Source organism: Pseudoalteromonas sp. NBT06-2, from assembly GCF_002276045.1.
Classification (GTDB): Bacteria; Pseudomonadota; Gammaproteobacteria; order Enterobacterales; family Alteromonadaceae; genus Pseudoalteromonas.
Genome location: NZ_NQMR01000016.1, coordinates 25,555 through 47,736, shown reverse-complemented (window position 1 = coordinate 47,736; position 22,182 = coordinate 25,555). Strand labels below are relative to the sequence as shown.

Here is a 22,182-nt window from a genome sequence, read left to right as displayed (position 1 = left end):
TAATAAAATAATAATAAGGTAAACAGGATGGAATTTTCAAGACGTAAGTTTATAAAAACCATGGTTGTAAGTGCAAGTGCAATTGTAACGAGTAATATTGTAGGTTGTGGCGGTTCAGGTAATAAACAAGGAACCTCAGATATCATTGTAAAACCCGAAAACCCTAGTATTCTGGATGGTACCATGTATTTTCCTCAATCAGTTGTATCAGGTGATCCTAAACCAAATTCTGTTATCTTATGGACTAGAATAGATAATGCATCTAATGAAGATACAGATGTAACACTTCAAGTATCACAAGATGAAAACTTTAATCAATTAGTTGTTGAGCAAACATTAACTGCAAGTCCATCTTCTGATCACTGTTTGAAAATAAGAGTAACAGAGCTAGAAGAAGCTAAATATTATTTTTATCGATTTATTTACATAATTGACGGCAAAAAATATTCCAGTAATATAGGTCGAACCAAAACTGCGCCTTCAATTGATAATGATGCAAGTGTTAAGTTTGCTTATGTATCTTGTCAGGATTATATTGGCCGTTATTATAATAATTATTTGTCTCTTTTAGAACAAGACGATTTAGATTTTGTAATACACCTTGGCGATTACATCTACGAAACAACAGGAGACCCTTTATTTCAATCAACAGACCATGAGCGAAAAATTGAATTTATTGATCAACAAGGTGTTTTAAATTTAGGTGTAGGCGAAAATAAATATCAAGCAGCAAATAGTTTAGACAATTACCGTCAATTATATAAAACATATCGTACAGATACATTATTACAAAAAATACATGAAAGATTTCCTATGATAGCAATATGGGATGATCATGAATTTTCTGATGATAGTTGGGCTGATAATGCAACCAATTTAGATGGAGCAGATATCGAACAACAAACACAAAGAAAACGTAATTCTGAGATTGCTTATTTTGATTATATGCCAATAGACCATGAACAAGCACATATTTCAGAAGACCTGAGTTCTGGCGAATTACAAATAGAAGAAATGCACTTATTCCCAAATACTAAAATTTATAGAGATTTCCATTTTGGTAAACATTGTCATATCGCCATGACAGACTTTAGAACAAACCGACCAGACCATATTATTCCTGAAGATGCATTCCCTGGCACTGTAGAGTTAGACCAAACTACTCTGTCTAGTTTCCTAGAAGTAACTGGCATGGCATCAGAAAAGATTAATGGTGTTGTAAGCAAAATGTCACCGTATATCAATATTGACGATGTGATGTTCATACCATATAAATCAGCTTTTATTGAAATATTCACCGGATTATATACTCAGGCGTTATTAGCAAAAATTGAAATGTCTCAGGAAAATGCTTTGGTACAAGCACAACAAAGAGCAATTGATGTTATTAAAGGCACTCTAGCTACGAGTTATTTAAACCAAGTATTATCGGGTGCCAAAAGAAACTTACCAGAAGAACACCCATTGCAACAACTTCCCGCATTACCTGAGCAAGGAGTTGAACAAGGCCTCGCATTTTATACTATGGGTAAAACATCATTATTTAATTACTTAGGCAGCAGGTATTTTGTTATTAAAGATACTTATGATTTATATGCTGGATTTAAAGAGTATAAGTCACAACTTCAAGGATCATCTGTACAATCTGCTTTTGATGAAACACAAACAGCATGGTTAGCAACAACATTTTCAACATCAAACAGTACATGGAAGCTTTTAGGGAGCTCTGTCTCATTTTCTCCATTAATATTTGATTTATCTAAGAGTCGAGCAAATTCAGGTTTTGAATTGTTAGAAGCTGCACTTGCATCTGATGCTGTACCTTCTTCTTTTAAACAAAGATTTTACCTAGAGACAGATCAATGGGACGGTTTCCCACAATTTAAAGCAAATTTAATTGAAAATGTACTCAGTGCTAACTCTGTTATAACACTTGGGGGAGATGTACATAGTAGTTATGTGACAGAGCATAAGCCAAATTTGATTACAGGCACAAAATCATTTAACTTTACAACTTCATCAATATCATCCGCAACCTTCGGTACATTTTTAGAACAAGGTATGAATCAGTTAATATCACAATTAGGCGATGTATCTCCTGTTGTCAAAGAATTACCAGTATTTTTTGATACCTTAGCAACCACTGCAACGCAAAGAAATGATATTGCTGATTCTTTAATCTTTTCAAAAATGTGGGAGCATGGTGTTGCAATTGTTGAGATCAATGGAGAAACAATGAATGTTAACTTTCATAATGTTAATACTAAAGTCAAAGAAATAAATACTGCCCAAGTCAGTTTCTATGATAATAAATCAGCCTACCTTGATATGGTTAAAGTTCATAAGTTTACCATTAAAGATAATACCCTTGAGAGAATAAGTTAAGATTTCAGGCAATAATCAAGACAACTCATACAGATTTCTTTCAGTCTGTCAGGCTTGCTTAGCAAACACAAAAAACCAGCATATTTGCTGGTTTTTATTTTATAAATGTTAGCTCATTGCCATAATCATCCTAGAAGGATTTTCTAAGTAATCTTTCCATAAGTTATTAAAGCGCGCTATCGTGCCACCATCAATTACACGATGATCACCAGACCAACTTACTTGCATAATTGCACAAGAAACAACATTACCTTGATCATCAAAGCGTGGTAAGTTTTGTAACTTACCCAATGCTACAATTGCAACCTCAGGTTTATTGATAATTGGAGTCGCAATAGTACCGCCAATTGCACCAATATTAGAAATAGTGATAGTACCACCTTTTAAATCTTCTGGCGAAACACGCCCTGTTCTCGCTGAATCTGATAAACGGGTGACTTCATTTGCTATATCAACAATGTTTTTAGTTTGACACTGTTTAATATTGGGAACAAGTAAACCAACTTTCGAATCTACTGCCATGCCAATATTATGATCGCCAAAATATTTAAGCTCTGTACAATCTTCATTTACTTTTGAATTAAGTACAGGGAATTCTTTAATAGCTAACGATAATGCTTTAATAAAAAATGGCATCATAGTGACCTTAATGCCCTGATTTTTATATTCTTCTTTAATGCCACTTCGAAGTTTAATTAGTTCTGTTAAATCAATTTCATCACAAAAAGTAAAATGTGGAATAGTTGTAACTGATTCCGTCATTAATTTAGCCATAACAGCTTTGATACCACGAATTGGTTCAACGTGATCGACAGATGTAATGATATTTTCAATCTGAGGTGTTGATACTACTGAGTTTCGCTCTATTTTAATTTGCGAAAAACGTATTAAATCGTCTTTATAAATACGGCCGTTCTTACCAGATCCTGGTACGCATTTAATATCTAAATCCATCTCTCTTGCACGACGTCTTACAGCAGGAGAAGCTATCGCTTTTTCATTTACCACTTTATTAGTAGCAGCATTAGAGACTTGTTCATGTTTTGAATTAGGTTTTTTGTTAGTTTTTTCTGTTACTTCAAGTTCTAACGATTTAGAAGCTGCAATGACTGTTGGTTCTGCAGAGGCTACTGAACAGGAATTACCTGCTAAACTCATTTGAAACAGTGGACTGTGTACTTTAGCAACATCACCTTTTTGATAATATAATTTAGCAACAGTACCTGAATATTTTGCTGGAATTTGAACAAGTGCTTTATCTGTCATTACATCACAAACAGCTTGATCTTCTACAATAACCTGCCCCTCCTCAACTAACCACTCAACGATTTCACATTCGACAATTCCTTCACCAATATCAGGTAAAATGAAATCATCAAGATGTTCACCAGAGTGTGTTTTTTCTTGGGTTTGAGATGTGGTTTCATGTATTTTATCTGGAACAATGATTTCACCTGTTGTAGCGTCTCCCGCTATACTCATAGAAAATAAAGGAGCGTGCACTTGGGCGATATCACCTTTAGCATAATATAATTTGCTTATCATACCATTGTGTACGGCAGGTATTTGCACTAATGCTTTATCTGTCATCACATCACAGATAGGTTGATCTTCAGTTACTGTATCACCTTCTGCAACTAACCATTCGACAACTTCACATTCAACAATGCCTTCGCCAATGTCTGGTAATATAAAATCTTGTGACATTTAAAAATTACCTCTTGAATTCAATTTAGTACTTTCAACTATAAAGTCTTGTAACATTAAATTTAACCCCTAAAATGAAACTGATTGTTTAATAGCAGCCAATACTTTTAAAGCATCTGGTACATATTCTTTTTCTAAAGCTAGAGGATATGGTGTATCTAAACCACATACTCGCATAATAGGAGATTCTAAATGTAAAAAGCACTCTTCACCAATAGTTGCAGCTACTTCACTACCAAAACCATTCGTAATTGGCGCTTCATGGCTCACAATTAAACGGCCTGTTTTAGTCACTGATTTAGCAATCGTTTCAACGTCCCAAGGAATGATTGAACGTAAATCAATTACTTCACAGCTTATACCTGCTTCTTCGGCTTGTTTAGCTGCATTTTCAATTATCTCCATCTGCGCACCCCAAGCTAATAAAGTAACATCAGAGCCCTCTTTCACTACCTGAGCTTTTCCTAATGGAATGATGTAATCATCTTCTGGCACTTCACCAATTGATGCACGATATAAACGTTTTGGTTCAAAAAATAATACTGGATTTTGATCTTTAATCGCAGCTCTTAATAAGCCTTTTGCTTCATACGGATTTCTTGGAACAACAATTTTAAGGCCTGGGGTATGTGCAAAATATGCTTCTGGTGATTGTGAGTGATATAAACCACCCGCAATGCCACCACCGTAAGGAGTACGTATTGTTAAGTTACCAACATCAAATTCATTACCACTTCGATATCTGAATTTTGCAGATTCATTTACTATTTGATCGAATGCCGGAAAAATATAATCTGCGAATTGAATCTCAGCTATCGTTGGCGCACCAAAAGCGGCCAAACCATTGGCAAACCCAAGTATGCCTTGTTCTGTTAATGGCGTATTAAATACTCTATGCTTACCAAACTGTTCTTGTAGACCTGATGTAGCCCTAAAAACACCACCAAAAACGCCAACATCCTCACCAAAAATACATGCCATAGGATTTTCATTCATTGAGATTTCTAAAGCAGAGTTAATCGCTTTTAACATATTAACTTTAGCCATTATTTCAATCTCCCTGATGTTGTTGGATAGGCTTGTGGGTGTTTCTTGATATGTGTTTCTAATTGCTCAAACTGCTTAATCAATGATGGAATTGGAGTATCATATACATCAGTGATTAAATCTATTAATTCTGGTTTCGCTACTTTCTCAGCTACTTTTAATGCGTCTAGAATTTCTTCTCGTACTTGTTCATTTAGCTTATTTTCAGCATCTAAGTCTAACCATTGCTTTTTAATCAACCAAGCTTCAAAACGTTTAACTGGACAAGTTTCACTGTTATCAGCCTCTTCTTGTTTTGAACGATATCCTGAAGGATCATCTGATGTTGAATGGGCACCCACACGATAAGCTATCGATTCAATAAGAATCGGCTCTCCTGTCATAGTACAAACTTCACGTGCTTTTTTTGTTGCAGCATAAACTGCCAGTGCATCGGTACCATCTACACGTATTGTTTTAATACCATAACCCACTCCACGACTAGCAATACCATCACCTGCAAATTGCTCATCAGCAGGAGTAGAAATTGCGTACCCATTATTACGAGCGAAGAATATTACTGGTGCTTTAAGCACTGCAGCCATATTCAAACCTGCATGAAAATCGCCTTCAGATGCTGCTCCTTCACCAAAATAACACATGGTTATATTGTCTATTTGGCTTGATAAGGTATTTGTATCTTTATCAACATGCTTTACTTTTTGCCCATAAGCATAACCTGTCGCTTGAGGAATTTGAGTAGCAAGCGGAGATGAGATTGTCATGTAATTTAGTTCTTTGGAACCGTAATGAATTGGCATTTGACGGCCTTTCGCAGGGTCTAATTCATTTGAGAACATTTGATTCATAAATTGCTCTAAAGTAAACCCTCTATAACGCAATGCTGCTTGTTCTCTATATTGTGCCATTATCATATCATTTTTATCTAATGCTGCAGCACTTGCTGTGATTGAAGCTTCTTCCCCAAGACATTGCATATAAAAACTTACACGACCTTGTCGTTGTGCTGCCTGCATGCGCTCATCCAAGGCGCGAATAAATCGCATAGTACGATATAAATGCAAAGCAGTATCTTGATCCATATCTGGTTCAGCTGCACCTGGATAAATTTCACCATCTGCATGTAGTACTTTCAGTGTCGGAATATTTAGTGCGTGACCATCAATAAATTCAAGATCATGCCTAATATTCTGCGATACGTTATTTGGATTACTCATAACCTTTCAACTCTTGTTGTTAAAGCAGTATTGATGAACTGTTAGATTCGTTTTTATCATTACCAATTAATAATACACATTATTTATTTAAAATTAATCTATAACTTGAATTTTAAATTCGTTAATCAACATAAATCAGTAAATTTTTCTCATCAAACTAGCTTAGTTTAAATTAAAGCTGTTTTAACTTTACGTTAACGTAAAGGGATATTCAACTAAGTTTAGATGAATATCCTAGTTTTATAAGGTGGGATTAGAAAAAGGTGGAAAGTTATCTATACGATATTGTCTGATTTGAGTGGCACAACGGTAAGTAGTGCACGTTGACCTAATGCAACTTGTGCATTTGGGAAAATAATAGCTTCTCCTTCTACCTCTGCTATATAAGTTCGTTCTCCATCGGTTGCCATCAAACTGCCTTTTGAAAAACCAGTAAAATTAACCACATCATCATCAAACGGAAATGAAAATGTCTCTTGTGTTCTATTGATTGCACGATGTACTTCGAATAACTCAAAATCATCTGCTTTATATTCAGGGTAATCTACTTCATCTTGAGTTATAAGTGACGTTAGAGTGGCTTTAACCTTTGCAAAACTTACCATGTTATTTTCACCAAATGGACGAACCTGACCTAATTCAATGGTAAATGCGTCAGCACTAAACTTGTTTGATGAAAAATAACTAAATGTTGTTGCGGCAGATTTCATCATTAATACGGTATTGACACCGCAAGCTAATAAAAATCTAAGTTGATGCTTTTTCCAAGGTTGACCATTTAAATATGGATATACAGCAAATTTTTCATTTTTAGAGCCTCTAATCGCTGTATGAAGATCATAATGGCATCTATAACGATCTGCTTCTTGTGATTCGAAGAACTGTGTTATATATTGTTCTAGTTTTTTAGCATGTTTACGCTCTTGATTAATTAAGCCTTCGCCTTTTGAGTGCTCGCCACTAAATAATCGATTTAGATTTTCTTCAACAAACCTCTTTCCTATATTAATAGAAGCAGGGTTACCAAAAATAAACAAAACTCTTTGTTTTAGTTTTATTTCTTGTTTTATGATTTTTTTAATAAGTTCATCACATATTTCAATAGGAGCTGTTTCATTACCGTGTACAGCGCTTGATAATATGATATCTTTGTTAGTTGATGAACTAGGAGAGAATTGAATTACACCCGTATTTAATACTTCAACTAAGGTACCATTTGATAATGAAAATGAAGTTGGTTCTAATGACCATTCATTTTCACGACTTATTGATAAGAAATCACCTGTTGTCTTTAGTTCTTCAATATACATTAATTTAATAAACCCATTGTGTGTTGTTGAAATTAAAAAAGGCGAATAAATTCGCCTTTTTTAATTATTGTTTAGTTACTTAATTACTGAATTAACTATTTTTTTTGCTTCTGATTCTAATAAGGACAAATGTTCCTCACCTTTAAAGGATTCTAGATAAATTTTATATATGTCTTCAGTACCAGATGGCCTTGCAGCAAACCAACCGTTTTCAGTTACCACTTTTAAACCACCTATAGCCGCGTTATTCCCAAGTGCATGTGTTAATTTAGCAAGTATTTTCTCACCTGCAAGTTCTGTCGCAGTTACATCTGACGCTTCAAGCTTAGATAATTTTGACTTTTGTTCACTTGATGCTGGTGCATCAATACGCTTATAAAGTGGTGAACCAAAATTATTTTCTAACTCTTTATATAATTCAGAAGGCGTTTTTGAAGTGACAGCCAACATCTCTGCAGCTAATAATCCCATTATAAAACCATCTTTATCAGTACACCATACTTTACCATCTAAGCGCAAGAATGCGGCCCCTGCACTTTCTTCTCCGCCAAAGGCTAACTCTCCTTTGCTTAAGCCATCGACAAACCACTTAAAACCAACAGGAACTTCATAAACATCTCGATTATTTTTTTGCGCTATTTTATCTATCATGCCGCTTGATACAAGTGTTTTGCCTATTTTAAGGTTTTTTTGCCATTGGGCTCTGTTATTACATAAATAGTCAATTGAAACTGCTAAAAAGTGGTTCGGATTCATTAAACCATCAGGTGTTACTATTCCATGGCGATCATAGTCAGGATCATTACCTATGCTAATATCAAATTTATCTTTTAATTGTACAAGGTTTGCCATTGCATAAGGCGACGAACAATCCATTCTGATTTTGCCGTCTTTATCTAATGGCATAAATCCAAAAGCAGGATCAACAACATTATTTACAACCGTAATATTTAGACCGTAATGCTTCGCTATTATCGGCCAAAAATGAATACCTGATCCACCCAAAGGGTCAACACCTATATTTATTCCAGATTTAGCAATAGATTCAAAATCAATTATATTACCTAAGTCTTCAACGTAAGGGCTGATCATGTCAATGTATTTAGTAAAACCTGAGCGCGACGCTTTCACAAATGGATAGAGTTCTACTTCAACTAGATCTTCAATTAATAACTGATTTGCTCTTTGTTCTATCCAATCTGTCACAGATTTATCAGCCGGACCACCATTAGGTGGATTATATTTAAAACCTCCATCTTGTGGTGGGTTATGTGAAGGCGTTACGACGATACCATCTGATAATTCGTGGGGATTTTTAGCGTTATGACAAACAATTGCATGGCTGATAACTGGTGTTGGTGTAAAGTTGCCATTTTCTTGTGTAATAACTTGCACTTCATTTGCTACTAATACTTCAATTGCAGAATTAAATGCCGCTTCGGATAACGCATGCGTATCTTTACCAAGAAACAAAGGACCATAAATATTATTATTTTTACGATAATCACAAATTGCCTGCGTGATTGCTAAAATATGAGATTCATTAAACTGCGTATTGTATGAGCAACCACGATGACCAGATGTACCAAATGCAACTTTTTGCTCTGGAAATTGTTCAATATCTGGCTCATTTAGATAATAAGCTGACATTAATCTTGGTATATTTACCAAATCATTTTGAGTAGCGCGCTTACCTGCGTTGTCATGAATAGCCATTTAAATTCCTTCGTTAAATTATAAAAAATCTCTAAGTGTTTCTGCTTGTGTTTCATTATAATCGAGTAATATTGCAACTTCATGAAGCATTAATTTTTTTCTGGTTGTATTTGAATTAGTCATTACCCAATATTCCGATTCAGGGATATTTTTTGGGTTCATGCTACTACCTGAGTCAAGCAATGCTTCTTTACTCATAGCAAAATAAATTCTGTGCTTGCCTTTTACTTCTAGTACTTTTGAAAATCTATTTTTATGAGTTCTATGTAGTGCACTTAATATAAATAAGAACCTGCCAACAACACCTTTTTGCATTGCGAGTTCTTCTTTATTTAAAACATTAAATACATCAGCGGGCCCAATATCAGTTGTTTTTGATTCTGTGTTGTCTTCAATTTTTGTTATGACATCAGGTTTTACATCTAATTTTGCTTCTTTTATTCGAGTATTCTGCTCTTTATTTGATGCTGACACTGGAGACAAGTTTAATAAACGACGTAAAATCTGAGTTGCGTTTTCACCAATACTTTGAGTATTACTTGCTATATAGTGATATAATTCGTCATCTATTTCTATTTTTTTCATGATTTTCCTATCTTAAATGCTTTGTGATAGCGTTTCAAAATGATTATATCTTTTTTTAGCGCCATACTCTACGGTTTCAATTTTCAAATAAACTTTAATCACAAAATATTTTCAAAGTAATAAGTTGAAATAGCTGATTTAAATTTCATGCTATGTTAAGTCATCTGTATACCAGCCCCTATTAAGATATGATAAAATTTATAAACTTTCGATTAAGACAGTTTCAGGAATAAAATGCAATTACATTACAAGCAAACGGGGCAAGGGCCACATTTAATTTTAATACATGGATTATTCGGCTCATTTGAAAATTTAAATGTGATAGCACGCCCTTTATCTGAATCATTCACAGTGACAGCGATAGATTTAAGAAATCATGGCCACTCAGAACATAGTGAGCACATGTCATATACAATTATGTGCCAAGACATCATTGATTTAATGGATCAATTAAGTATTGACTCTGCTATTTTCATTGGTCACTCAATGGGTGGGAAAGTCGCAATGCAAGTTGCATTAAACACCCCTAAAAAAGTCAGTAAACTGGTTGTTTTAGATATTGCTCCTGTAAACTATGAACCGAGACATGATGATGTATTTAAAGGTTTGAATGCTGTCAATAATACTCACATTAGCTCAAGACAAGATGCAGATACTATACTGACTGAATTTATTGTTGAATCAGGCGTAAGACAATTCCTACTAAAAAGTCTAATAAAATCTGATACAGGTTTTGAATGGAGATTTAATCTTTCAATTTTACAAAGTAATTATACTGATATTTTAGCAGCTCCTGCCGGCAAGCCTTACTTAGGTAAAGCATTATTTATTAAAGGCAGTAATTCGCAGTATATAACTGAAAATATGAGAGAAACCTTTTTAAGTTTATTTCCAAACTGTAAAGCAAAGGTAATTCACGGTACAGGTCATTGGCTGCATGCTGAAAAGCCAGCAGCTGTAAATAAATCTATCTCAGATTTTATTTCAGACTAATGCAATATTAGCGTAATAATTAGTTAATATCATGCTATAATGCCGCCGTTTATTTCATAGGTCATCTAAAATAGGTCAACAAATGGTCAGCAAATTAATCAATGAATTTGAAACCTTGGGGTTATATTTTGGTCTTGCTGCTCTATTTTTCTTTATAGGCATGGCAATACAAGATGTGCTAAAAAAAGGCAATGTACCTTTTTTTGGTCGCGCTGTAGTTTGGTTAGTTTTATTTTTAGGATGCTCAGGTTTTATTGCCAAAGGTTTGATCCAAGTCTTTTGGCAAGGTGCAGGTGTCAGTTAATATGGCTAAAGCACAAACAGACAGAACGACGATTGACTTATTTGAAAATGAGAAGCGTCCGGGTAGACCTAAAACAAATCCATTATCACGCGAATTACAACTGAAAGTTAATAAAAGAAACCAGTTGAAACGTGATAAGGCTCGTGGATTAAAACGAGTAGAATTTAAAGTTTCTGCAGAACTTTACGAAGCATTAAATGAGATGGCAGATGCACAAAGCATCAGCCGAAGTGCTTTAATAGAAACTATTCTGCAAGAAAAGTTAGCATTTAGAATCGAATAATACGAATTTGATACATAGAAGGTTTTTTCATCATGGCAAGTGTAGGCATATTTTTTGGTAGTGATACTGGTAATACAGAACATATTTCAAAGCTAATTCAAAAAGAACTTGGCAAAAACATGATTGATGTTTTTGATATTGCCAAAAGCAGTAAAGAGGACATCGCTGAGTTCGATTTAATATTATTTGGTATTCCAACTTGGTATTACGGCGAAGCACAATGTGATTGGGATGATTTTTTCCCTGAGTTAGAAGAAATTGATTTTAATGAAAAGTTAGTTGCTATTTTTGGTTGTGGTGATCAAGAAGATTATGCTGAATATTTTTTAGATGCCATGGGCATGGTTAACGATATTGTAACTGAACGCGGTGCAATCGTTGTTGGTCACTGGCCTACTGAAAGTTATGATTTTGAAGCATCTAAAGGCATGGCAGATGATTCTCACTTTGTTGGTTTAGGCATTGATGAAGATCGTCAACCTGAATTAACAAATGGTCGTGTTAAGCAATGGTGTGCTCAAATATTTGAAGAAATGTGCCTCGCTGAATTAAGTGATTAGTAAAACAGTATATTTCTTTTTATTTCAGGCTTTACTGTGTATATTATGCTAAAATAAACTATGTCTTTAAACACAGTAAATAATAATGATATTTGAGTATAAAATTAATGACTGATCATAATTTAGAATTAAAAAAAGCAGGTTTAAAAGTAACGCTTCCAAGAATCAAAATATTAGAAATTTTACAACTACCTGAAAATCAACATATCAGTGCTGAAGATGTTTATAAAATTCTTTTAGACAAAGATGAAGAAATTGGTTTAGCGACTGTATATCGTGTTTTAAACCAATTTGATGATGCCGGTATTGTATCCCGTCATCATTTCGAAGGTGGGAAATCTGTTTTTGAACTATCAGGTACAACACATCATGATCATCTAGTATGTTTAAAATGTGGTAAAGTAATTGAATTTCATGATGAGGTTATTGAAACTCGTCAAGTGAATATAGCTACTGCTAATGGTGTACGTTTAACTAATCATTCTCTTTATCTATATGGTGAATGTGAAGATGCACAAGCCTGTTCTGAATATGCGGATGCGAATCACTAAATATATAGTAAAAATATAAAAGCCTATCATTTGATAGGCTTTTATATAAACTATGTTTTGTCCTGAAATGTGTTTACACATTTAGGACTTATTATGAACAACTTAAACATTACGCATAATAGACGTACCCAACGTGATTATTCATTAGGCTTTAAATCACAAGTTGTTATCGCTGTAGAAAAAGGCAATATGGCTTATAAAGCTCAAATAATCTATGTCGCTCAAACGTACTTACATGGCTAAGAAAACACGGTAAGATGGACTGGACCCATCAGCTAAAGTAAAAGAAAGTCCCACACAAAAAATAAAACGCCTTGAACGAGAGCTCGAGGATAAGCGTTTACGTAACCTATTGCTCAATGAGCTTCCTTCAGATCCACCGTCAGCCATTGACGCCCTTGCCATTCGGATCATATTCCCTTTAGTCAGGGTGATACAAACTTCTTTTAATCTGTCGCGTTTGCCAGCTTCGCTGGGAAAACAAAAAGACCAGATGCAAAAGCAACTGGCCTTCTATTAAAACCTTCAACCTATTTCAGGATGGGACACTAGCTAATTATTTTGCATCAACCTTAGCCCAGGAATCACGAAGACCAACAGTTTGGTTAAATACTAAGTCATCACTTTTATTATCACGACAAAAATAACCTGTTCTTTCAAATTGAAAGGCCTGCTCTTTTGTTGCATTTAATAATGATGGTTCTAACACCGCATTTTGTGCAACTTTTAATGATTCAGGGTTAAGTTCACTATCTGCATCTGGGTTAGCGACATTAAATAAACGATCATAAAGACGCACCTGCGCCTTAATCCCTTTACTTGCAGATACCCAATGAATTACCCCTTTGACTTTGCGTCCATCTGTTGGGTTTTTACCTAACGTTTCAGGGTCGTAAGTACAATATACTGTCGTTATATTACCATCTGCATCTTCATCAAAACGATTAGCCTTTATTACATATGCGTTACGAAGACGTACTTCTTTATCTAACACAAGCCGTTTGAATTTTTTATTTGCTTCAGCTCTAAAGTCTTCAGCTTCGATATAAAGTTCACGAGTAAACGGTAATATACGCTTACCCATTTCTTCTTTATTAGGGTGGTTAGGTGCACTTAATTCTTCTATGGCACTTTCATCATAGTTTTCAATAATAACTTTGATTGGATCAAGTACAGCCATTGCACGTGGTGCATTGTCATTTAAGTCTTCGCGGATGCAGGCTTCTAACATACCCATTTCAACAGTATTTTGCTGCTTAGTAACACCAATACGGCTACTAAACTCTCTGATTGACGCAGGCGTATAACCACGGCGACGTAAACCAGCAATTGTTGGCATACGTGGATCATCCCAACCTTCAACTAAGTTATTTTCAACTAATTCATTTAATTTTCGCTTAGACATTAGTGTATATTCTAGGTTTAAACGTGAAAACTCAATTTGTTGTGGTTTACATTCAATCGAGATATTTTCTAAAACCCAATCATATAAGCGGCGATTATCTTGGAATTCTAATGTACATAAAGAGTGCGTGATCCCTTCTAATGCATCAGAGATGCAATGAGTGAAATCGTACATAGGATAAATACACCATTTGTTACCTGTTTGATGGTGATGTACAAAGCGGATACGATAGATAATTGGATCTCTAAGCACCATAAACGAGCTTGCCATATCTATCTTAGCACGAAGAACACATTCACCTTCTTTAAATTCACCATTTTTCATTTTGGCAAATAAAGCTAAGTTTTCTGCTACAGTTGTATCACGATAAGGACTATTTTTACCCGCTTCAGTTAAAGTACCACGATATTCTCGTGCTTGCTCTGGGCTTAAAAAACAGACATATGCTAAGCCTTTTTCGATCAACTCAACCGCATAGCTATGAAGTTTATCAAAATAATTTGATGAATAGTTGATATCACCATGCCATTGAAAACCTAACCATTGAACATCATTTTTAATCGCATTTACATAATCAACATCTTCTTTTTCTGGATTAGTATCGTCAAAACGTAAATTACATAGACCTGAATAATCTTTGGCAATTCCAAAATTTAAACAAATCGATTTTGCATGACCTATATGTAAAAAACCATTTGGCTCTGGTGGAAAACGAGTGTGAGTTGATGCGTGTTTCCCGCTAGCAAGATCATTATCGATAATAGTACGAATAAAGTTGCTTGGGCGATTTTCAATCTCCGCCATGGAATGTATATCCTCTAAATTATATTTTGATTTAACGTAAATCTAATTGAAGGCATTATTGCAAAAAATAGATAAGATTGCAGTACTTAAATAATGCAATCAATCTATTTTATGTCTATTGGAGTTTAGATGTGATCTCTGAGTGATTTTTTATGGATATTTCAGATTTTTCAATCATTTCTTTAGGTAATGATTTTTTAACCTTTATATTTAATGACTTCATTTCTTCGGCTTTTTTAACAAGATTACCTCGCCCTTCACTAAGCTTTTTCATTGCATCACCATAACTTAACTCCGCACGCTCTAAGTTTAGTCCCACTTTTTTCATATCATCAACAAAACCAACTAATTTATCGTAAATTGTGCCTGCTTTTTCTGCTATATCTTGTGCATTTCTATTCTGGTATTCCATACGCCACATATTGTTAATTGTGCGCAAGGCCACTATTAAATTATTTGGACTAACTAACATAATATTTTTTTCAAGGGCAAACTGTACTAAAGTCGGTTCATACTCTAACGCTGCATTAAAAGCAGGTTCAACAGGTATAAACATTAATACATAATCTAAGCTTTTAATACCATGTAATAGTTGATAGTCTTTTGCACTTAATTCATTAATATGCTTTTTAATGGCATTAATATGTGCTTTTAATGTCGTATTTTGTTCAACTTCTGTTTCTGCATTATGGAAGCGTTCATAAGCGACTAACACCATTTTTGAATCGACAACAACGTCTTTTCCTTGTGGTAAATGGATAATAACATCTGGCTTATAGGCCTTACCATCTTGGTTTTTTAAATGTAATTGTGTTTCATATTCATGGCCTTCCCTTAAACCTGAACTTTGCAATACACGCTCTAATACAACTTCTCCCCAAGTACCTTGTTTTTTATTATCTCCTTTTAAAGCTTTTGTTAAAGCACTTGCTTCAAGACCCATTTGTAGATTTAATTCTTTGAGACCTACGATTTCAGATTTTAGAGCATGTCGCTCTTTTGCCTCTGTGGTATACACATCATTTACTTGTTTGCTGAAATTTGATAATTGTTCTTTAAGAGGCGTAAGTAAGCCATCAAGCCCGGTTTTATTTTGCTGGGTAAAATGGGCAGTTTTTTCGCTGAATATTTTATTAGCAATATTTTCAAATTGCTGAGTTAACCGTAACTCAGATTTTTCTAATAAGTTAATTTTATCTGTATAGTCGGACTCTTTTTGTTGTTGTTTAGCGATGAGAGACTTATGTTCAAATAAATCTTGGGATACCACTTCAAGTTTATTTTCTAATACTCGTACATTGCTACCTAAAGCCTCAATTTCATCAAACTTTGCTTCAAGGCGTGTTTTGGTAACCAAATATTGGTCTTTATATCGACTTAAGCTATGTTCAAGCTGTGTTTTACTCGCCTCTAACTCTTTAATTTTAATTTCAGATGTTTGGTTTAGGGTTTTTAAATTCGTTATCTTTTTATATAAATATATAAAAAAAAATAATCCGACTATTATTACCGATGCAGCGACACCTATAGCCAGTGCTTGTTCTTTTATAATCAATGGGTTCTCACTATTTTATTTATTACACTCATTGAACATTTCTATAGACAGAATTTTTTAAGATTGTGTCACTTTATTAATATTTGTATTTGCATTTTTTTTTGATTCAAAACTTATAACTTGCTCAGTTAATTGTTTAAATTGCTTTGAAAGATTATTTATTTTAACTTTTAACTCTGATATTTTAGTTTCACTGTCAGCCGATTTCATTTCAAATTCAAATAATAGTTCTTTTAGTTCTTGTATGCTTTTTGTTTTAATCGCAGTTTGCTTATTATAGTTTATAGCTAATTGTGCTTGTTGTGATAACACAGACTTCATTACACCTTGCTGCTGAGTTTGTAATGTTTGGTATTTTTGTAAATTAGCTTTTAACTCACCAATATCATTTTGATTTTTTCGCCATGCAGAAGCCCATAATTTATCCATTTGTTTCCACAGTTCTGCCGTTTTTTCTGATAAATCTTTAACCTTAACCTGCATAAAAACTGCTGATGTTCCAATCTCTTCACCTGTTGCAGATAATTGATTTTCTAAGGTTTCAATACGTCTCTGGCTATTTAATAATAAATTATTTTGTTGGTATAAGAACCATATCGAAACTGAAAAAGCAGTCATAGTCAAAATAACTAGCAAGATTGATATTTTACTTGTTTGTTTCTCAGATGTATCTTGTGTTGTTATCGTTTTGACATCAAAACTTGTATGTTTGATATCTTCTTTATCTAAAACAATTGCTGGAATATGGTCATCTGAATCTTGGTTTAACATTTTCATCCCTATAAGGTAATAACGTCTTCATTGATGTATTATTTTTTATCTAGTTACATCAAGGTCAACTGCAGTATAAGGTGCTCTAAACAAGAAAACTATCTATTACGATTAAAACGCCACTTTTCTTTATAAGGGAACACATTTGCGATTTCCCCTTTATGTATATTTAATTGTAAAGCTTGCCAAAACTCCACTCGATAAAGGTCTTTATGGTAATAATCAAAATGTTTTTTAGCTTTTAAATTTGATGATAAAAAAACAGAAAACTGCTCGGGAAAAACATCATTGGCTTCAATATCAAACCAGGGCTCATTAGATAATTCATCATATGTATTATCTGCTTGAGGTATTGATTTAAAGTCACACTGGGTCAAAGGGCAGATTTCATCATAATCATAAAATACAACGCGCCCCCAACGAGTTACACCGAAGTTTTTCATCAGCATATCACCTGGAAATATATTTGCTGCGGCTAATTGTTTGATTGCACATCCATATTCAAACATAACTTGATTTAACTCATTTTCATTAATATTGTTAATATATAAATTTAACGGTGTCATTTTCCTTTCAACATAGACATGTTTTAGAATAAGTGCATTGCCATTTATGATCAAATTCTCGCTGGCATATTTATGTAGCTCAACTAATATTTCATCACTAAAACGAGATAAATCAAATGCCAGATACCTAAACTCTTGAGTATCAACTAATCGACCAATACGGTCTGCATTTTTAACAAAGTTATACTTGTCTATTACCACTTGTCGAGTGATATTTTTAGGCGGGGTAAATTTATCTTTAATCATTTTATACACATACTTCGAATTTTCTGTCGTAAAAACTAACATCACCATGCCTTTGATTCCAAGGGCGCTCACGTATTTTTCTTTTAATGGCATATTTTTTGTTGAGTCAACTTTATATCTAAAAAATTCTGTTTTTGCATGTTTAATAAAACCTATTGCATTAAATAACTCGAAGCGTTGTTTTTTAGGTAATAACTCGCATAAATAATCAACATATCTAACGGGTTGGTCGGTATCTACCATAAAGTAAGCGCGTGCAAAACCAAATAGCATACTCAGTTGTCCCTCTCCAATAATAAAGGCATCTACATACAACCCATTTTCTTTATCATTTAAAAGTGGCAAGGCAAATGGCACACTACGTTTGTCATCATCATCAATTAATCGCCCTATGATGTAACATGCCTTATTACGAAAAAAAAGTGATTTAGCAAATTCCAAATGACAATTTTCGATACTGAGTAAATCGCCATCAAATTTATCTAAAACGGTATTAATAAAAACGATATCTCTGGGTAAATCTTCAAAAGTTGTTCTAAATTTAAAATAATGTAAAAGTTTATCAAAAGCATCAACCACACCCGAACTACTATCTAATCGACATAAAACATCTTCTGTTGTTCTTTTAGCAGGTTTAAATTGTGCCTGTAAAATAAATAAATGTACTGCTCTTTTGTTATAGTCTCCTTTGATAATACCAAAAACAGAATTGAAAAATGTTTGCCCTATTAATGCATTTTCATGATCTATGATCAAATGTGCGAAATGATTTTTAGCATCATGCCAAATTGAATTATTTGAATACTCATTAAAAGCAATTAGTTTTACGGCATGACCGGTTTCGCCTACTTTATTTTCATATACCTTTAGTCTTTGTTTCATTGCATCCTGTACTTCATGCCATGCAGCTCTTTCAAACCGAGATTGCGCTGCTAATGTGATATTTAAGAAATCAGCAAACATAGATTCAAAACCGCCAAGGATCGCCCTTGCTATTTTAATCGCAATAACATCATTCATTGTTTGCATACTTTTTACTTTATCTTGCACTATAAACCTCAGCTATTATGACTATTTCCACATCTTTATTTACTAACCTTAGCAATCAGGCTTTAATTGAAATAATTTATAAATTGAATAAGTAATATAGATTTAATGAATATACGTAATATCGACCTTAATTTACTAGTTTATTTAAATGTACTCATTGAAGAAGGCAGCGTGTCTAAGGCTGCAAATAAAGTCGCATTAACACAGCCTGCAATGAGTAATGCTCTCAGTAGATTGAGGTTATTATTTGATGATCCATTACTTGTTAGAACAGCTCAAGGAATGACACCTACTGATAAAGCTTTAAAATTGCAGCCTGAGATAGTCTTATTCTTATCTATGGCAGAGCAAATCACCCAACCCGATAAAGACTTTTCACCAGAGCATAGTCAAATTACATTTAGAATTATGACAAACGACTATATTGAAGCGACATTACTCGCGCCGTTTATCTCATCTTTATTAAAAAAAGCACCACAAATTAATTTTGATATATTAACACCTGGAGATATCAACCTTCAGGATATGGAAAAAGGCTTAATTGATTTGGCAATTAATAGATTTACTTTTTTACCAAAATCATTTCATCAAGCACGTATTTGGAGTGATAATTTTTGTTGTATCACCCATAAAGACAGTATCTACAGCAAACAAACAAATTTAGAGACATATCTTAAAAGTGAACATATCTGGATTAATCGTTCAGGATGGGGTGCCGAAAGTGCAGTTACCAATAAATCTGGTTCACATAAACTTGGTTGGGTCGATGAGGCATTATGGCAATTTGATAAAACACGTAATATCAGGGTGTTTACACGGCACTATATGCTAACTCAATTGCTGTTAGAGCAATCAGATTTAATTGCGACAATACCTAGACGACAAGCTATGCTGTATAAATATAACGCAAATTTAGTATCCATAAAAGTACCATTTCAAATTGTGCCAATAGAAATAAAAATGATTTGGAGCCCATTATTACATCACTCAAAAGCGCATCAATGGTTAAGAAGAGCCATAAGTGACTTCTCAAAAACCATTAAAGATAGATAATTCTGCACGTATTATTGATTAAATCAATTCCAAATATTGAAAACAATAATTTCATTTATGAATCTAAACACGCTAATTTGAAAGTGAGCGTTGAGGAGTCGTTTTATACTTATTATGTAAAACCGACATAAATGAAATATATGATGGAATGAGAGATAAAATTATGAAACCACAAATTAATGCAGATCAGGGTTTTAAACGTAGAGAAAAAGTTTATATAGATAGTCCATTACGTCATTTTATAGAAGATGAAATTCTGCCTAGTTCACATATTAGTTATAATACATTTTATGAAGTGCTTTCAATTTTAGTAATAGAGTTTGGTGCTAATTGCCGTAAAATGAATTTAGATAATTCAACGATTAGTAAACTTGAGTATAACAATAAATCAATACCAACCATTATTTTGGATGAGTTTTGCTGTGAAGTGCCCCAGTTGATAATTACAAGTCTTATAGCCAAAATTGCAAAACTTAAAATGCATTTAGACATTGAAAGTACGTGTACTGATAAGCTGAACCAACGGATTGAGCAGCTTTTGCCTTCACACATTAATAATTCAACTCAATTACAACAAACTAATTTGATCCAGTGTAAGGTAGCCTGATTTTAAAAAAGTTTATGCTTCATCTTAAAGAGGCATAAACTCGTATGCCTAAAATCATCTCGATTTTACATATTTTCTATAATTATTTGACCAAATTCAGAACAGCTTACCTCTTTGGAACCTATTATTTCAGACGAAAAATCATAAGTTACTTGCTTCGATTTAATCGCCCCCTCAAGGCCCTTAGATATTAATTTTTCCGCCTCAAACCAACCTATATGATTTAACATCATTTGAGCGCATAATATAATTGAACTAGGATTTACTTTATTGCAACCAGCTAGTCTTGCTGCGGTGCCATGGGTAGGCTCGAAAAATGCCACTTCATCGTTTAAATTAGCTCCAGGAGCGATACCTACTCCACCTACTTGGGCTGCCAGAGCATCGGATAAAAAATCGCCATTTTGATTCATTGTAGCCAGTACATCAAAATTTTCTGGACAAAGAATTATTTGCTGTAACATGCTATCTGCAATCATATCTTTTATTATTAATGGCTTGTTAGTAATTTTGTTTTGTATCTCCATCCAGCGTCCATTTGCATGCATATTTGCAGCAAACTCTTCTTTTGCGACCTGATAGCCCCATTGCTTAAATGCACCTTCGGTAAACTTCATGATGTTTCCTTTATGTACTAAAGTTACCGAATCCCGTTCATTGTTGATTGCATATTTTATTGCTTTTCGGATCAGTCTTTTTGAGCCCTGCTCAGAAATATGTTTTATACCTATGCCACAATTTTCAGTAAATCTAATACGAGTTACACCCATTTCAGCTTGTAAAAACTCAAGTAATCGTTCAGAATCACTTGACCCCGCTTTGAATTCAACACCGGAGTATATATCTTCACTATTATCCCTAAATACCACCATATTCGTTTTATGAGGTTCTTTTAACGGAGAAGGAACACCATCAATCCATTTTATCGGTCTCATATTAACGTATAAATCCATTTCTTGTCGAAGTGCTACATTTAAAGACCTAAACCCACCACCGATTGGTGTAGTTAGCGGCCCTTTAATTGCAACTCGATATTCTCTAATTGCTTCAAGTGTTTCTTGCGGAAACCAATCACCATCATACATTTTAGCCGCTTTCTCTCCATTATATACTTCCATCCATTTTATTTGCCTCTTTCCACTATAAGCCTTTTCAACACATGAATTCACAACATTAAGCATAACAGGAGTTATATCAACGCCTACCCCATCTCCTTCTATAAACGCAATTATTGGATTATTTGGCACTTTTATAGAACCATCTTTATTCAAAATAATTTTTGATCCATCTTCTGGTACACAAATATGCTGATATTCAACCATATATTGTTAGGTCCTCAATTTTTAAATGAATTTATTATTAAAAATAATACGCTATGTTTAATTAAATAACATCAAGCTTGAAAATATTTAAATGAAAGTTTAAAAAACAAACAGATTTATTGTGAAATTTAATCAAATCGTAAAT

Annotated in this window: 18 protein-coding genes and 3 pseudogenes; 9 read left to right on the top strand and 12 right to left on the bottom strand. The window is 33.8% G+C overall.

The window, feature by feature from the left end; translation table 11 throughout:
• The first annotated feature begins 27 nt into the window (after positions 1 to 27).
• Positions 28 to 2,385: an alkaline phosphatase D family protein gene (locus CJF42_RS05355; protein ID WP_095365691.1), complete on the top strand. Its 2,358-nt coding sequence runs from the start codon at positions 28 to 30 to the stop codon at positions 2,383 to 2,385.
• Positions 2,386 to 2,493: 108 nt separating this feature from the next.
• Here CJF42_RS05355 and CJF42_RS05350 read toward each other — a convergent pair.
• The 7 genes and pseudogenes from CJF42_RS05350 to seqA form a co-directional block, all read right to left on the bottom strand.
• Positions 2,494 to 3,762 (bottom strand): annotated as a pseudogene (locus CJF42_RS05350) (2-oxo acid dehydrogenase subunit E2); the annotation flags it as partial.
• A 66-nt stretch (positions 3,763 to 3,828) separates the two neighbouring features.
• Positions 3,829 to 4,092: pseudogene (locus tag CJF42_RS29470) on the bottom strand (biotin/lipoyl-containing protein); the annotation flags it as partial.
• A gap of 69 nt (positions 4,093 to 4,161) precedes the next feature.
• Positions 4,162 to 5,139, bottom strand: coding sequence for an alpha-ketoacid dehydrogenase subunit beta (locus CJF42_RS05345; RefSeq protein WP_095365689.1), 978 nt, complete (start codon positions 5,137 to 5,139; stop codon positions 4,162 to 4,164).
• Positions 5,139 to 6,356: a thiamine pyrophosphate-dependent dehydrogenase E1 component subunit alpha gene (locus CJF42_RS05340; RefSeq protein ID WP_095365688.1), complete on the bottom strand. Its 1,218-nt coding sequence runs from the start codon at positions 6,354 to 6,356 to the stop codon at positions 5,139 to 5,141. The genes CJF42_RS05345 and CJF42_RS05340 overlap by 1 nt, the downstream gene beginning before the upstream one ends.
• A 275-nt stretch (positions 6,357 to 6,631) precedes the next feature.
• Entirely contained in the window at positions 6,632 to 7,666 is a 1,035-nt protein-coding gene (gene astE / locus CJF42_RS05335) for a succinylglutamate desuccinylase (RefSeq protein WP_095365687.1), read from the bottom strand.
• Between the two features lie 75 nt (positions 7,667 to 7,741).
• Positions 7,742 to 9,382, bottom strand: a complete 1,641-nt coding sequence (gene pgm / locus CJF42_RS05330; RefSeq protein WP_095365686.1) for a phosphoglucomutase (alpha-D-glucose-1,6-bisphosphate-dependent) — start codon at positions 9,380 to 9,382, stop codon at positions 7,742 to 7,744.
• 18 nt (positions 9,383 to 9,400) lie between these two features.
• Positions 9,401 to 9,967 carry a replication initiation negative regulator SeqA gene (gene seqA, locus CJF42_RS05325; protein ID WP_095365685.1) on the bottom strand — a complete coding sequence of 189 codons (567 nt, stop codon included), beginning with the start codon at positions 9,965 to 9,967 and terminating at the stop codon, positions 9,401 to 9,403.
• Between the two features lie 234 nt (positions 9,968 to 10,201).
• Here seqA and CJF42_RS05320 point away from each other — a divergent pair, with 234 nt between their 5' ends.
• The 6 genes and pseudogenes from CJF42_RS05320 to CJF42_RS05295 all read left to right on the top strand — a co-directional run.
• On the top strand, positions 10,202 to 10,960 hold the full coding sequence (locus CJF42_RS05320) for an alpha/beta fold hydrolase (RefSeq protein WP_095365684.1): 759 nt from the start codon (positions 10,202 to 10,204) through the stop codon (positions 10,958 to 10,960).
• 82 nt (positions 10,961 to 11,042) lie between these two features.
• Positions 11,043 to 11,264: a DUF2788 domain-containing protein gene (locus CJF42_RS05315; protein ID WP_095365683.1), complete on the top strand. Its 222-nt coding sequence runs from the start codon at positions 11,043 to 11,045 to the stop codon at positions 11,262 to 11,264.
• 1 nt (position 11,265) lies between these two features.
• Entirely contained in the window at positions 11,266 to 11,547 is a 282-nt protein-coding gene (gene ybfE / locus CJF42_RS05310; protein ID WP_095365682.1) for a LexA regulated protein, read from the top strand.
• Positions 11,548 to 11,579: 32 nt separating this feature from the next.
• Entirely contained in the window at positions 11,580 to 12,107 is a 528-nt protein-coding gene (fldA, locus tag CJF42_RS05305) for a flavodoxin FldA (protein ID WP_095365681.1), read from the top strand.
• A gap of 107 nt (positions 12,108 to 12,214) precedes the next feature.
• Entirely contained in the window at positions 12,215 to 12,658 is a 444-nt protein-coding gene (fur, locus tag CJF42_RS05300; RefSeq protein ID WP_095365680.1) for a ferric iron uptake transcriptional regulator, read from the top strand.
• A 93-nt stretch (positions 12,659 to 12,751) separates the two neighbouring features.
• Positions 12,752 to 13,022, top strand: a pseudogene (locus tag CJF42_RS05295) (IS3 family transposase); the annotation flags it as partial.
• 192 nt (positions 13,023 to 13,214) lie between these two features.
• Here the strand turns inward: CJF42_RS05295 and glnS are convergent.
• The 4 genes from glnS to aceK all read right to left on the bottom strand — a co-directional run bounded on the left by glnS (position 13,215) and on the right by aceK (position 19,034).
• Complete coding sequence (gene glnS / locus CJF42_RS05290) at positions 13,215 to 14,867, bottom strand: glutamine--tRNA ligase (protein WP_095365679.1); 1,653 nt, start codon at positions 14,865 to 14,867, stop codon at positions 13,215 to 13,217.
• A 115-nt stretch (positions 14,868 to 14,982) separates the two neighbouring features.
• Complete coding sequence (rmuC, locus tag CJF42_RS05285) at positions 14,983 to 16,422, bottom strand: DNA recombination protein RmuC (protein WP_095365678.1); 1,440 nt, start codon at positions 16,420 to 16,422, stop codon at positions 14,983 to 14,985.
• Between the two features lie 57 nt (positions 16,423 to 16,479).
• Positions 16,480 to 17,193 carry a coiled-coil domain-containing protein gene (locus CJF42_RS05280; protein ID WP_095365677.1) on the bottom strand — a complete coding sequence of 238 codons (714 nt, stop codon included), beginning with the start codon at positions 17,191 to 17,193 and terminating at the stop codon, positions 16,480 to 16,482.
• A 98-nt stretch (positions 17,194 to 17,291) separates the two neighbouring features.
• The gene (gene aceK / locus CJF42_RS05275) at positions 17,292 to 19,034 is read right to left on the bottom strand and encodes a bifunctional isocitrate dehydrogenase kinase/phosphatase (RefSeq protein WP_095365731.1); all 1,743 of its coding nucleotides are present in this window, start codon (positions 19,032 to 19,034) and stop codon (positions 17,292 to 17,294) included.
• A 126-nt stretch (positions 19,035 to 19,160) separates the two neighbouring features.
• Between aceK and CJF42_RS05270 the strand changes: the two genes are divergently transcribed.
• Together CJF42_RS05270 and CJF42_RS05265 are read left to right on the top strand one after the other, a co-directional pair.
• A complete protein-coding gene (locus tag CJF42_RS05270) occupies positions 19,161 to 20,108 on the top strand; it encodes a LysR family transcriptional regulator (RefSeq protein WP_095365676.1) in 948 nt (315 codons plus the stop codon).
• Between the two features lie 163 nt (positions 20,109 to 20,271).
• On the top strand, positions 20,272 to 20,715 hold the full coding sequence (locus tag CJF42_RS05265; RefSeq protein WP_095365675.1) for a hypothetical protein: 444 nt from the start codon (positions 20,272 to 20,274) through the stop codon (positions 20,713 to 20,715).
• A gap of 65 nt (positions 20,716 to 20,780) precedes the next feature.
• Here the strand turns inward: CJF42_RS05265 and icd are convergent, their stop codons facing one another.
• The gene (gene icd, locus CJF42_RS05260) at positions 20,781 to 22,037 is read right to left on the bottom strand and encodes an NADP-dependent isocitrate dehydrogenase (RefSeq protein ID WP_095365674.1); all 1,257 of its coding nucleotides are present in this window, start codon (positions 22,035 to 22,037) and stop codon (positions 20,781 to 20,783) included.
• Positions 22,038 to 22,182 lie beyond the last annotated feature (145 nt).